The sequence below is a fragment of the Streptomyces sp. NPDC050085 genome, assembly GCF_044460595.1.
Taxonomy (GTDB): Bacteria; Actinomycetota; Actinomycetes; order Streptomycetales; family Streptomycetaceae; genus Streptomyces.
The window spans coordinates 34882-48537 of sequence record NZ_JBITJZ010000024.1 but is presented as its reverse complement, the minus strand read 5'-3'; the positions used below and the strand labels follow the sequence as shown (position 1 = coordinate 48537).

The window sequence follows — 13656 nt, the reverse complement described above, 5'->3', positions numbered from 1 at the left end:
GGCGCTGAGCGCGCTCCCCTTCGACCTGGTGTGGGCGACCACCTGGGAGGAAGAGGCCAACGTCGGTGAGCGACGCACTCCACGCACACCCCCGCCTCCCCACACGCGCCGTGGCCGTCACCCCCGCCTCCCACTACCTTCGAGGGTGACGAACAACAGGGGACCGTACGACGCCGTGCACCCCGCGACCGTACGCCGACACGCCCGGGGAAAGAGGCACCGTGAAGGCCATCCGTCGATTCACCGTCCGCCCGGTCCTGCCCGAACCGCTCGCCCCGCTCCATGAGTTGGCCCGCAACCTGCGCTGGTCATGGCATGCCGGGACCCGTGAACTGTTCGCCTCCGTCGACCCCGAGCGGTGGGTCGAGTCCGACGGGGATCCGGTGCGGCTGCTCGGGAGCGTGGCGACCGGCCGGCTCGCCGAACTCGCCGCCGACGAAGGGTTTCTGGCCCGGCTCAGTGAGGTCACCGACGATCTGCGGGGGTACCTGCACGACGATCGTTGGTATCAGGCACATCAGACGCAGCAGACGCAGCAGACGCAGCAGGCTCAGGGTGGGCAGGGGGTGTCGGGGGCAGGGGCTCCTGGGGGCCAACTGCCCTCCTCCATCGCCTACTTCTCGCCCGAGTTCGGCATCACCGCCGCCCTGCCCCAGTACTCCGGCGGGCTCGGCATCCTCGCCGGGGACCATCTGAAGGCCGCCAGTGATCTCGGGGTGCCCCTCATCGGCGTAGGGCTGCTGTATCGGCACGGGTACTTCCGGCAGTCGCTGTCCCGGGACGGGTGGCAGCAGGAGACGTATCCCGTCATCGATCCGAACGAGCTGCCCGTGACGCTGCTGCGCGAACCCGACGGTTCCCCCGCGCACGTCTGTCTCGCCCTGCCCGGTGCGCGGCGCCTGCTCGCCCGCGTCTGGCTCGCCCAGGTCGGACGCGTGCCGCTGCTCATGCTCGACTCCGATGTCGAGGAGAACGACGTGCACGAACGGGACGTCACCGACCGGCTGTACGGGGGCGGGAGCGAGCACCGGCTGCTGCAGGAGATGCTGTTGGGGATCGGCGGGGTGCGGGCCGTGCGCACGTACTGCCGGATCAGCGGCCATCCCGCACCCGAGGTGTTCCACACCAACGAGGGCCACGCCGGGTTCCTCGGCGTCGAGCGGATCGCCGAACTCGGCCTGGAGGGCCTGGACTTCGAGTCCGCGCTGGAGGCGGTGCGGGCCGGGACCGTGTTCACCACGCACACCCCCGTTCCGGCAGGCATCGACCGGTTCGACCGAGAGCTCGTCGCCCGGCACTTCGGGCGCGACGCCGAACTGCCCGGTCTCGACGTCGAGCGGATACTCGGGCTCGGCATGGAGACGTATGCGGGCGGGGACCCCAACGTGTTCAACATGGCCGTCATGGGGCTCCGGCTCGCCCAGCGCGCCAACGGGGTGTCCACGCTGCACGGGGCCGTGAGCCGGGAGATGTTCTCCGGCCTGTGGCCCGGGTTCGACGCGGAAGAGGTGCCCATCACCTCCGTGACCAACGGGGTGCACGCTCCTACCTGGGTGGCCCCGGAGGTCTTCCGGCTCGGCGCCCGGCAGATCGGGGAGCGGCGGACCGAGGACGCCCTGTCGGTGGGCGGGTCCGACCGGTGGGACGCCGTGGGGGAGATCGGCGACCGTGACATCTGGGACCTGCGGCGTACCCTGCGCGCGCAGCTCGTCGACGAGGTGCGCGAGCGGCTCGCCGCGTCGTGGCGCCAGCGCGGCGCCGGGGCCGCCGAACTCGGCTGGGTGGACGGGGTGTTGGACCCGGACGTGCTGACCATCGGGTTCGCGCGGCGCGTGCCCTCGTACAAGCGACTCACCCTCATGCTGCGCGATCCGGACCGGCTGATGCGGCTGCTGCTCGACGAGGAGCGGCCCGTGCAGATCGTCGTCGCGGGCAAGGCGCATCCCGCCGATGACGGGGGGAAGCGGCTCGTGCAGGAGTTGGTGCGGTTCACGGACGACCCGCGCGTGCGGCACCGGATCGTCTTCCTGCCCGACTACGGGATGGCCATGGCCCAGAAGCTCTACCCCGGGTGCGACATCTGGCTGAACAACCCCCTGCGGCCCCTCGAGGCGTGCGGCACCAGCGGAATGAAGGCCGCGCTCAACGGGTGCCTCAACCTGTCCGTCCTGGACGGGTGGTGGGACGAATGGTTCGCGCCCGACTTCGGGTGGGCCATCCCCACCGCCGACGGCACCGCCACCGACGAGCACCGCCGGGACGACCTGGAGGCCGCCGCGCTCTACGACCTCCTCGAGCGGCGCGTCACCCCCCGCTTCTACGAGCGCGGGCCCGACGGCCTGCCCGACCGGTGGATCGAGATGGTGCGGCAGACCCTCACCCACCTCGGGCCCAAGGTGCTCGCGGGGCGCATGGTCCGCGAGTACGTCGAGAAGCTGTACGCGCCCGCCGCCCGCGCCGATCGTGCGCTGACCCCGGACGTGGCACGGGAGTTGGCCGTCTGGAAGGCGCGGGTGCGCAGGGCCTGGCCGCGCGTCGCCGTCGACCACGTCGAGGCGTCCGCCGCCACCGCCGAACTCGGGGCCACCCTCGCCCTCCATGTGCGGGTCGCGCTCGGGGAGTTGGGGCCCGACGACGTGGAGGTGCAGGCCGTCGCGGGGCGGGTCGACGCCGAGGACCGGATCGCCGACGCCGCCACCGTCCCGCTGAAGCCGGTCGCCGGTCCCGACGAGGAAGGCTGCTGGTCGTACGAGGGGCCGCTCGCCCTCGACCGGACGGGGCCGTACGGATACACCGTCCGGATCCTGCCCGCGCACCGGCTGCTGACGTCCGCCGCCGAGACGGGGCTCGTGACCGTTCCCTCCCAGGCTCCGGGGGAGGGGGCCGGGGTGCTCATGCGCTGACCTGCCGAAGGGCCGGGGGCAGCGCCGCCCCCGGCCCTCAACTCAAGCAGCAATCCAGGTGGGTTACTTGACGTTCACCGCGCTCCACGCCGCCGCGACCGCCTTGTACTCCGCCGAGCTCGCCCCGTACAGGGCCGATGCCGCGCTCAGCGTCCCGGTGCGGGCCTTCGCGTAGTTGGTGCTCGACGTGAAGTACGTCGTCAGCGCCTTGAACCAGATCTTCTCGGCCTTGGCACGGCCGATGCCGGTGACCGTCGAGCCGTTGGAGGTCGGCGAGTCGTAGCTGACGCCGTTGATGGTCTTCTTGCCGCTGCCCTCGCTGAGCAGGTAGAAGAAGTGGTTCGCGATGCCGGACGAGTAGTGGACGTCCACGTTGCCCGCGCCGGTCTTCCAGGCGTCGAGCGAGGCGCCGTCCTTGCTCGGCTTGTCCATGTAGCGCAGCGGCGAGCCGTCGCCGTTGATGTCGATCTTCTCGCCGATGAGGTAGTCGCCGACGTCCTTGGAGTTGTTGGCGTAGAACTCGACCGACGTGCCGAAGATGTCGGACGTCGCCTCGTTCAGGCCACCGGACTCGCCGGAGTAGATGAGGCCCGCGGTCGCCGCCGTGACGCCGTGGCTCATCTCGTGGCCCGCCACGTCGATGGAGGTGAGCGGCTTGGCGTTGCCCTCGCCGTCGCCGTACGTCATGCAGAAGCAGCTGTCGTCCCAGAACGCGTTGACGTACGCGTTGCCGTAGTGGACGCGGGAGTAGGCGCCCTTGCCGTCGCCCTTGATGCCGTTGCGGCCCTGCACGTTCTTGTAGTAGTCCCAGGTGACCTGGGCGCCGTACGCGGCGTCGACACCGGCGGTGGCGGCGTCACTGTTCGTGCCGTTGCCCCACTTGTCGTCGGCGTCGGTGAACAGCGTGCCCTTGCCGGACGAGCCGTGCTTGAGGTCGTACGTCGAGTGGCCGCCGCGCGTCGCGTCCGTCAGCGAGTACGACGTGCCGGACTTCGTCGTGCCGATGGTCACCGAACCGCTGTACTGGGACTCGCCGGTGCCGGTGTGGATCGCGTCGTACTCGTAGATCTTCTGGCCGGTGGCCGCGTCCGTGATGACGTGCAGCTTGCTCGGCGTGCCGTCCTTCTGCGTGCCGGTGACGACCTTCTCGTAGGCGAGTCTCGGCGTGCCGCTGGCCGCCCAGACGACCTTGCGGGCGCCGGCCGGGGCCGCCTTGAGGGAGACGCCGGTGGTGGCGACGTCGATCGACTTCGACGTGGCGCGGGTGACGCCCTCGCGGGTGCCGGACTTCGTCTCGTGGACGACGAGGTCGCCGCCGAGGACCGGCAGGCCCTCGTACGTGCGCTCGTACCGGGTGTGGGTGGCGCCGTCGCGGTCCTTGACCACGTCCCGTACGACGAGCTTCTCCTTGGAGTCGAGCTTCAACTCCTTCGCCGTGGCGGCCGACTTGGCGCTCGCGTCCTTGAGGAGGTCGGCCCGCGCCGACGCGCTCAGGGCCAGTGGGGTGGCTCCGGGGGCGTCCGCCTTGGCCGAGGCCGAGGTCGTGGTCAGGGTGCCGGTCAGCAGGGCGCCGGCGGCGACGGCCGTGGCGATGGACAGAGTCGTGCGACGGGATATGTGGGGGTTCACGAAGAAAGCTCCTTGAGTGATGTGGGGAGTGAGCTTTGCCGTGCGGGTGGTGCTGGCGGTGCTTGCGGGACGAACTCCGTGGGAGAACTTTGACAGTTGAGGACCGTACGTGTCATGTACGTGATCGCAGGTTGGCCGGAATTCGTCCGTTGAGCGAAAACTGACGCACGTAATGCGAACGCAGCGTGAACAGGCGCGCCGCACCGGGGAGTTGAACCACCGGTGCGGCGCGCCCAGATCAAAGGTGGGGCAACTGGCCTACGGGAAGGTCAGCTTGAAGCTGTTGATGTACCCGGTGTCCTGCGCGCCGAGGTCCTGGACCTTGAGCTTCCAGGTGCCGTTCGCGGTCTCCGTCGAGGCGTTGACCGTGTACGTCTGCTGGATGTTCGGGGTCGGGTCGTAGACCGAGGAGTGCAGGCGGTACGCCTTCCCGCTCGGGCCGATCAGATCGACCTGCAGGTCACCGCTCCACGTGTGGACGATGTCGACGCCGACCTTCAGCGTCGAGGGCGCGTTGCCGGTGATGCCGGTGACCGCGAGGGACGAGGTGACCGCGGCCCCCGGGTAGTCCGGGATGTTCACGTCGGTGTCGTTGGTGAACGTCTTGCCGGTGCCGGGGTCGCCACCGCCGGAGCGGGCGCCGACGTTGATCGCGGCGAACGCGTCCTGCACGGCCTTGTACTCGGTGGACGTCGTCCCGTACAGGTCACCGGCCGCCGCGAGCGCACCGGTGCGTGCCGCCGCGTAGTTGGTGGTCGAGGTGAACTTCGTGGTCAGCGCCTTGAACCAGATCAGCGCGGCCTTGTCGCGGCCGATGCCGGTGACCGGGAGACCGTCGGAGGTCGGGGAGTTGTACGTGACCCCGTTGATGGTCTTCGTCCCGCTGCCCTCGCTGAGCAGGTAGAAGAAGTGGTTGGCCGGGCCCGACGAGTAGTGGACGTCGACCGAGCCGATGCCCGAGTACCAGCTGTCCTTGGACGCGCCGTCCTTGCTCGGCTTGTCCATGTAGCGCAGCGGGGTGCCGTCGCCGTTGATGTTGATCTTCTCGCCGACGAGGTAGTCGCCCACGTCGGTCGAGTTGTTGGCGTAGAACTCGACGGCCGCCGCGAAGATGTCGGAGGTCGCCTCGTTCAGGCCGCCGGACTCACCGCTGTAGTTGAGGCCCGCGGTGTTGGAGGTGACGCCGTGCGTCATCTCGTGCGCGGCCACGTCGATGGACGTCAGCGGGTGCGTGTTGCTGCTGCCGTCGCCGTACGTCATGCAGAAGCAGCTGTCGTCCCAGAACGCGTTCACGTAGTTGTTGCCGTAGTGCACGCGGCTGTACGCGCCGACGCCGTCGCCCCTGATGCCCGTGCGGCCCTGGACGTTCTTGTAGTAGTCCCAGGTCAGCGCGGCGCCGTAGTGGGCGTCGGCCGCGGCCGTCTCGGTGTTGGAGGCGCTGCCGTTGCCCCAGACGTCGTCGGGGCCCGAGTAGAGGGTGCCGGTGCCCGACGTGCCGTGGTTCAGGTTGTACGTCTTGTGGCCGCCGCGGGCCGCGTCGTTGAGGGTGTACGTCGATCCCGACTGGGACGTGCCGAGGGTGACGGAACCGCTGTACATGGTGTTGCCGGTGCCGTTCTCGATCGCCTGCCACTCGTGCAGCTTCTTGCCGGTGGTCGCGTCGGTGATGACGTGCAGCTGGTTCGGCGTGCCGTCCTCCTGGAGACCGCCCACCACGGTCTCGTACGCCAGCGTCGGCTGCCCCTTGGTCGCGCCCTGCCCCAGCCACACGACCTTGCGCGGGGCCCGGTCGGCCTCGGTCTTCTTCGAACCGTCGGCCTTCGCCAGGCCGAGCGCCTGCGCCTCGGCGGCGGCCGGCTTCACGTCGGCCGTCGTGTCCACGCCCTTGAGCTGGGCCTTCGACGCCTTCGTCACGCCCTCCTGGGCGCCGGACTTGGCCTTGTCGACGATCAGGTCGCCGCCGAGGACGGGGAGTCCGCCGTACGTCCGCTCGTAGCGGGTGTGCGTCGTCCCGTCCTGGTCCTGCAGCACGTCCCGTACGACGAGCTTCTCCTGGGAGCCGAGGCCGAGCTTCTTCGCGGTGTCGGCCTTGGCCTTCGTGGTGTTCGCCGCGCGCAGCAGCTCGGCGCGCTTGGCGGGGGAGAGCTTCGCGGGCAGGGCGCCCGGGTCCGCGCCGCGGGTGGCGTTCGCGGTGATCGCCGCTGCGGCCTGGCTGGTGTCGGAGCCGGCGCCCGCGGCGGCCGGGCCCGACTGGAACGCCAGGGCGAGCAGAGCGGTGACGGCGCCGGCCGCGACGGTGGCGGTGGCCCGGCGTCTGTGGGAGGTGGAGGTGCTTCTCAACGCTGACTCCTTCTGCGCGGCCGCTTGGGTGCGCGGCCAGTGGGGAAGGGACGGCGGATGGCCGTCCCGGGCAGAACGCAGTGCAGGCAGTGCGGAAGTGCGGCAATGCACGAGATCTGGAGCATGAATCCGGTGCAGGTGGAACGGCCCGGCGCAAGGTGCCCTTTCGGTGCCTGGTCGGCTCCTGAGAGGCAGCTGTGCGGCGGCCGATGGGAAGAGTGGCAGGTGGGGGGCGGGTCTGTCAGGAGCGCGTCAGGAGGTTGGCCGGAAATGGTTCGGTGCGCGGTTGATTGTGTTCGATATGCGGGGTCCCTCCGGGGGGTGCGGGTGTTGTCGTGTCCGGGGGGTGGTGTGGGGGTTTACCTCGGGGTACTTGGTGGGGTGCGGGGTGGTGGGGGTGTCCGGAACGTGGGGGTCCGGCGGGGTGGTCGGGGCGGGGTGGGCTCGTGGGGAGTGGTTTGTTCGGGGGGCCGGAGTACGGGTGTGGCTGGAAATGGTCTCTGGGGCTTGATAGTGCGGGGAGTTGGGGGCTGAGGTCGCGGGGCTCTGCCCCGGACCCCGCTCCTCGCTCTCCCCCGGCTAACGCTGGGAGGTGCCCCCAGAGGGGCTTGATTTCGAGGTGGGGCTTGAGGTTCCGAGCAAGTTGGCTTGCAGGAACGTGAGTTGTGCCTGGGCCGCCCGCTCGTGTGCCTCCGTGAACGGGGCGTAGTGGTTGCCCGGCAGGCGGAGCACCTGCGAGTTCGGTGCCCGGTGGGCCGCTCGGAGCGTGGCGGCCCGGGCGGTACGTGCCGAGTCGGAGGGCGATCCGGGCCGCGACCCTCTGGTCCCAGGCGTAACTTGCCTTCATGGCCCGTGAATTGGCGGATTCCGTACTGAGTCCCACGGATCAGCGGTTGGTGGCCGCGCTGCAGTGCGACGGGCGGGTCACCGCGGAGCGGGCCGCCGGTGTGCTGGGGATCGCGCCCGCCACCGTGCGGCGACGGCTGCACGCGCTCGGCGTCGACGGCACCGTGCGCGTGGTGGTCTCACCGGTCGCACGCCCGCGCGGCGGCGGCTCCGCCGGGGCCCTGTTCCTGCGGATCCGCGTGCTGCGCGGCAAGCTCGACACGATCGTGCTCACCCCACCACGCTCTCCCGCCACGCCCGGTGCAGCTCGGAGAACGAGCCCGTCCCCGCGATGAGTTCGGCCGGGGTGCCGTCCTCCACCACCCGGCCGTGCTCCATCACCAGGACCCGGTCCGCGATCTCCACCGTCGACAGGCGGTGCGCGATCACCACGGCCGTGCGGCCGCGCAGCACCGTGAGCATCGCCCGCTGCACCGCCCGCTCGCCGGGGATGTCGAGGGAGCTGGTCGCCTCGTCGAGGATCAGCACCGCGGGGTCGGCCAGCAACGCCCGGGCGAAGGCGACCAGTTGGCGCTGGCCCGCCGAGATCCGGCCGCCCCGCTTGCGCACGTCCGTGTCGTAGCCGTCGGGCAGCGCGGTGATGAAGTCGTGCGCGCCGATCGCCTTCGCGGCGTGCTCGATCTCCTCGCGGGTGGCCTCCGGGCGGCCGATCGCGATGTTCTCCGCGACCGTCCCGGAGAACAGGAACGCTTCCTGCGTCACCATCACCACCCCGCGCCGCAGCTCCGCGTTGGACAGCTCGCGCAGATCGACGCCGTCGAGCAGCACCGCGCCGTGCGAGGGGTCGTAGAAACGCGCGAGGAGTTTCGCGAGGGTCGACTTGCCCGCGCCCGTGGAGCCGACGACGGCCACCGTCTGGCCCGCCGGAAGACGCAGGTCGAAGCGCGGCAGCACCTCGCCGCCCGTGCGGTAGCCGAAGGAGACCGACGCGAACTCGACGTCCCTGCCCGGGTGTTCGCCGTCGCGCTCGGGAAGCCGGCGCGGCGACGCCGGCTCGGGGACCGTCGGGGTCTGCTCCAGCAGGCCCGCGATCTTCTTCAGGGACGCGGCCGCCGACTCGTACGAGTTGAGGAACATCGCGAGCCGGTCGATCGGGTCGTACAGGCGCCGGATGAACAGGATTGCCGCGGCCAGCACACCGAGCTCGAGGGTGCCGCCCGCGACCCGGTAGGCACCCCACAGGACCATGCCCGCGACCGCCGTGTTCGCGGTGAGCCGGGAGCCGACCACATAGCGGGCCATCTCCAACAGGGCGTCCCCGTTGGACCGTTCGTGCCGGCGGTTCAGTACGGCGAAGTCGTCGTCGTTGGCCTGTTCGCGGCGGAACGCGCGCACCGGCCGGATCCCGTTCATCGTCTCGACGAACTTGACGATGACCGCCGCGATCGCCGACGACCGCACCCCGTACGCCCGCGCGGCCCGCCGCCGGTACTGCCGGATCAGGACGTACAGCGGGGCGAAGGAGAGCGCCGCGACCGCGCCGATGCCGAGGTCGAGCCAGAGCAGCATCGCGGTGATGTAGACCGAGGCGAGGACGACGTTGACCAGTTCCTGCAGGCCCTCGCTGAGCAGCTCGCGCAGCGACTCCACGTCCGTCGTGGCCCGGGAGATGACCCGGCCCGACGTGTACCGGTCGTGGAAGTCGACGCTCAGCGCCTGCGCGTGCCGGAAGATCCGGCCGCGCAGATCGAGCAGCACGTCCTGGCTGACGCGGGCGGCGCACTGGATGTACAGGTACTGGAAGGCCGCCGAGGCGCAGGCGGTGATCAGGAACCCGGCGCCGACCGCGACCAGCGGCCCGTAGGAGTGGTCGCGGAACGCGGGCACCGCGCTGTCGATGGCGTACGCGACGATGAGCGGCCCGGACTGCACCGCCGCCTGCTGCAGCAGCAGCGCGACGACGGTGAAGACGGCCATGCGGCGGTGCGGGGCCAGCAGTGAGCGCAGCAGCGTGCCCGTCGCGCCCTTGGACGTGGGCAGGTCGTCCTGGTCGAACGGGTCGCCGGGGGAGGGGAGTTGGACCTCTTCCGCCGGGTCGGGTGCCGCCTGTGCCTGCGGCGGCTGCTTCGTCTGCGTCTGGTCCGTCTGGGTCTGATCCGTCTGGGTCTGATCCGTGGTCGTCATGCCTGCGCCGTCTCCCCCGTGCCGTCGGTCGTGCCGTCTCCTGTGCCGTCCGCCGTGTCCTGCGCGTCTTCAGTGTCGCCCGACATCAGATGCCGGTACTCCGCGTTCGTCCGCAGCAGTTCGTGGTGCGTGCCCACCGCCGCGATGCGCCCCTCGGACAGGAGCGCGACCCGGTCCGCGAGCAGCACGGTCGACGGGCGGTGCGCGACCACCAGCGCCGTGCTGTCGGCCAGGACGCGGCGCAGGGCCGCCTCCACCGCCGCCTCCGTGTGCACGTCGAGCGCGGACAGCGGGTCGTCCAGGACCAGGAAGCGCGGCTCGCCCACGACCGAGCGCGCCAGGGCGAGCCGCTGGCGCTGGCCGCCCGACAGGCTCAGGCCCTGCTCGCCGACCTCCGTGCCGAGGCCGTCCGGCAGCCGCCGCACGAAGTCGGCCTGCGCGACGTCGAGCGCCCGCTCCACCTGGGCGCAGTCCGCGTCGGGCGCGCCCATCAGCACGTTCTCCTCGACCGTCGCCGAGAACAAGGTCGGCTCCTCGAACGCCATCGACACCAGGGCGCGCAGCTCCTCGCGCTCCATCGCCGTGACGTCCCGCCCGTCGAGCGTGATGCGGCCCGCCGTCACGTCGTACAGGCGCGGCACCAGCGCCGTCAGCGTGGTCTTGCCGCTGCCGGTCGCGCCGACCAGGGCCATGGTCTCGCCGGAGCGTATGTGCAGATCGATACGGGCCAGGGTGGGCACCGAGTCGTCGGCCGCGTCCGGGTAGCGGAACGCGACCCCCTCGAACCGCATCCCGTCGCCGCCGCCTTCACCCGCCGAAGGCCGCACCCCCGGGTCCTCCTCCTCGGCGTCCATCACCTCGAAGAACCGCCGCGTCGCCGTCGCCGCCTCCTGGCTCATCGCCAGCAGGAAGCCGATCGACTCGATGGGCCAGCGCAGGGCGAGGGCCGTCGACAGGAACGCGACCAGGGTGCCCGCCGACAGGTCGCCGTCCGCGACCTGGACCGTGCCGATGACCAGGGCCGCGCCGAGCGCCACCTCCGGCAGCAGCGTGATCACCGCGAGGATGCCCGCGAGCAGCCGCGCCTTGACCAGCTCCGTGCCGCGCAGCGTGCGCGACAGGTCACGGAACGCGCGGGCCTGACTGCGATGCCGTCCGAACCCCTTGATGATGCGGATGCCGAGCACCGACTCCTCGACGACCGTGGTCAGATCGCCGACCTGGTCCTGCGCGCGCCGGGACGCCTCCGCGTACCCGTGCTCGAAGCGGTAGCAGACCGCGATCAGCGGCACGGCCGGGGCGAGCAGCACCAGGCCGAGGCTCCAGTCCTGCACGACGAGCACGGTCAGACCGGCCGTGATCGTCACCCCGTTCACGATCAGGAACGTGAGCGGGAAGGCCAGGAACATCCGGACCACCATCAGGTCCGTCGTCGCGCGCGACAGCAGCTGGCCCGACGCCCACCGGTCGTGGAAGGCGACCGGAAGCCGCTGCAGATGCCGGTACAGATCGGCCCGCATCGCCGCCTCGACGCCCGCGAGCGGCCGGGCCACGAGCCAGCGCCGCAGCCCGAACAGCAGCGCCTCCATGACGCCGAGCGCGAGCAGCACCCCGGCGCCGAGCCACACGCCGCCCGGGTCCTGGTCCGTGACGGGCCCGTCCACGATCCACTTCAGGACCAGCGGGAACACCAGGGCGAGGCACGAGGCGACCACCGCCACCACGGCCGCGCCCGCCCAGCGGGCCCGCACCGGACGTACGTACGGCCACAGCCGCAGCAGCGTCCGCGCGGCCGACTGCCGCTCGGGCGCCTCCTGTTGCTCGGCCTGATCGGGGTCCGTGGTGGGTGCATGTGTAGTCGCCATCAGGAGTGAGCGTACGGATCGGCACTGACAACGCCCACTGGGTTTCGGACGCCGCGCGAGCCCGGCGCGCCCCGGGGTCGTAGTGCCCCATCAACCGATCGGTTGATGCCGCTTCGAGCGCGATGGGCGATGCCCGGCCGGGGTCCGTACGGCGAATCTGGATCCATGACCACCACCAGTGCACCGCTCATCGAGGTCGCCGGGCTGCGCAAGACGTACGCCGGGCGGCCGGTCGTCGACGGCGTCTCCTTCACCGTCGGCGAGGGGGAGATCTTCGGGATCCTCGGGCCGAACGGGGCCGGGAAGACCACCACCGTGGAGTGCGTCGAGGGCCTGCGGGTGCCCGACGCCGGAGGGGTCAGGGTCGCGGGCCTCGACCCCGTACGCGATCACGAGCAGGTCACCCGGATCCTCGGCGCCCAGCTCCAGGAGAGCGAGATCCAGGCCAAGTTGACCGTCCGCGAGGCCCTGGAGCTGTACTCGTCCTTCTACCCGGACCCGCTCGACTGGCGGCCGCTCGCGGAGCGGCTGCGGCTCGAGGAGAAGCTCGGTACCCGCTTCGCCAAGCTCAGCGGCGGCCAGAAGCAGCGCCTGTTCATCGCGCTCGCCCTCGTCGGCAACCCGCGCGTCGTCGTCCTCGACGAGCTGACCACCGGGCTCGACCCGCGTGCCAGGCGCGACACCTGGCAGCTCATCGAGGACGTACGGGACAGCGGCGTGACCGTGCTGCTCGTCACGCACTTCATGGAAGAGGCGCAGCGGCTGTGCGACCGCATCGCCGTCATCGACCGGGGACGGGTCGCCGCCCTCGACACCCCGGCCGGGCTCATCCGGCAGGCCGCGGGCGCCACCGTCATCTCGTTCACGCCGTCCGCGCCGCTCGACGAGCGCGAGCTCGCGGCCCTGCCCGGGCTCTCCTCCACCGAGCACAAGGACGGCAGGACCACGCTGACCGGCAGCGACGAGACCGTCAACGCCGTCATCTCGCTGCTCGCCCGCAACCACGTCACCGCCCACCAACTCCGGGTCGCCGACGCCACGTTGGACGACGCCTTCCTCGACCTGACCGCCCACGCCACGACAGGAGCCGGCCCGTCATGAGCACTGCCACCGCACCCGCCCCCGTACGTCCCGTACGGCTGCCCGCCACCCACTCGGCCGTCCTGCGGACCGAGGTCCGCCTCTTCCTGCGGGAGCCGGGCGCCCTGTTCGGGATCATGGTCTTCCCGCCGCTGCTGCTCGTCATCCTCGGCTCGATCCCGGCGTTCCGCGACGCCGGCTCCGGGCCCGCGGGGCTGCGCCTCATCGACGCCTACGTGCCCGTCACCGTGCTGCTGCCGCTGATCGTGGCGGGCCTGCAGGCGATGGCGCCGGTCATCGCCGGATACCGGGAGCGCGGCATCCTGCGCCGGATGTCGACGACGCCGGTACGGCCGCCCGCGCTGCTCGGCGCGCAGATGGTCATCCACGGGGTCGCCGCCCTCGCCTCCTCGCTGCTGTCCCTGGCCATCGGGCGCATCGCCTTCGACGTGCGGCTGCCGCAGCAGGCCTTCGGCTACCTCCTCGCGCTGGTCCTGGCGATCGTCGTCGCGCTGTCGCTCGGCGCCCTCGTCGCCGCCCGGGCCCGCACCCAGAAGGTTGCGAGCGCCATCGGCTCCGCCGTGTTCTTCCCGAGCATGTTCTGCGCCGGGGTGTGGGTCCCGGTCCAGGCGATGCCGCACGCGCTCGCCACCGTCGTCGAGCTGACCCCGTTCGGCGCCGCCGCCCAGGCCATGAACGAGGCAGCGGCCGGCGACTGGCCCTCCTGGGCACACCTGGGCGTGCTCGCCCTGTGGGCCGTGGTGCTGACCGGCGCCGCGTCGCGCTGGTTCCGCTGGGAGTGACCATGG

Annotated in this window: 8 protein-coding genes; 4 read left to right on the top strand and 4 right to left on the bottom strand. The window is 71.3% G+C overall.

Features of this window, described 5'->3' with window-relative positions:
* Positions 1–221 precede the first annotated feature (221 nt).
* Entirely contained in the window at positions 222–2903 is a 2682-nt protein-coding gene (gene glgP / locus ACIBUY_RS41100) for an alpha-glucan family phosphorylase (RefSeq protein WP_399155408.1), read from the top strand.
* A gap of 63 nt (positions 2904–2966) precedes the next feature.
* On the opposite strand, the gene ACIBUY_RS41095 is transcribed toward glgP, so the two are convergent.
* Together ACIBUY_RS41095 and ACIBUY_RS41090 are read right to left on the bottom strand one after the other, a co-directional pair.
* Positions 2967–4532 (bottom strand): M4 family metallopeptidase, encoded by a 1566-nt coding sequence (locus ACIBUY_RS41095; protein ID WP_399155407.1) that lies wholly within the window; start codon positions 4530–4532, stop codon positions 2967–2969.
* 258 nt (positions 4533–4790) lie between these two features.
* Positions 4791–6872 (bottom strand): M4 family metallopeptidase, encoded by a 2082-nt coding sequence (locus ACIBUY_RS41090; protein ID WP_365570516.1) that lies wholly within the window; start codon positions 6870–6872, stop codon positions 4791–4793.
* 845 nt (positions 6873–7717) lie between these two features.
* On the opposite strand from ACIBUY_RS41090, the gene ACIBUY_RS41085 reads away from it, so the two are divergent.
* Positions 7718–8053: an AsnC family transcriptional regulator gene (locus ACIBUY_RS41085; RefSeq protein WP_399155406.1), complete on the top strand. Its 336-nt coding sequence runs from the start codon at positions 7718–7720 to the stop codon at positions 8051–8053.
* On the opposite strand, the gene ACIBUY_RS41080 is transcribed toward ACIBUY_RS41085, so the two are convergent.
* Positions 7989–9902: an ABC transporter ATP-binding protein gene (locus ACIBUY_RS41080; RefSeq protein WP_399155405.1), complete on the bottom strand. Its 1914-nt coding sequence runs from the start codon at positions 9900–9902 to the stop codon at positions 7989–7991. The genes ACIBUY_RS41085 and ACIBUY_RS41080 overlap by 65 nt on opposite strands.
* On the bottom strand, positions 9899–11767 hold the full coding sequence (locus ACIBUY_RS41075; protein WP_365570507.1) for an ABC transporter ATP-binding protein: 1869 nt from the start codon (positions 11765–11767) through the stop codon (positions 9899–9901). The genes ACIBUY_RS41080 and ACIBUY_RS41075 overlap by 4 nt, the downstream gene beginning before the upstream one ends.
* Before the next feature lie 165 nt (positions 11768–11932).
* On the opposite strand from ACIBUY_RS41075, the gene ACIBUY_RS41070 reads away from it, so the two are divergent.
* A complete protein-coding gene (locus ACIBUY_RS41070; RefSeq protein ID WP_365570504.1) occupies positions 11933–12868 on the top strand; it encodes an ABC transporter ATP-binding protein in 936 nt (311 codons plus the stop codon).
* Positions 12865–13650 (top strand): ABC transporter permease, encoded by a 786-nt coding sequence (locus ACIBUY_RS41065; RefSeq protein ID WP_365570501.1) that lies wholly within the window; start codon positions 12865–12867, stop codon positions 13648–13650. Before ACIBUY_RS41070 ends, ACIBUY_RS41065 begins: the two co-directional genes overlap by 4 nt.
* Positions 13651–13656 lie beyond the last annotated feature (6 nt).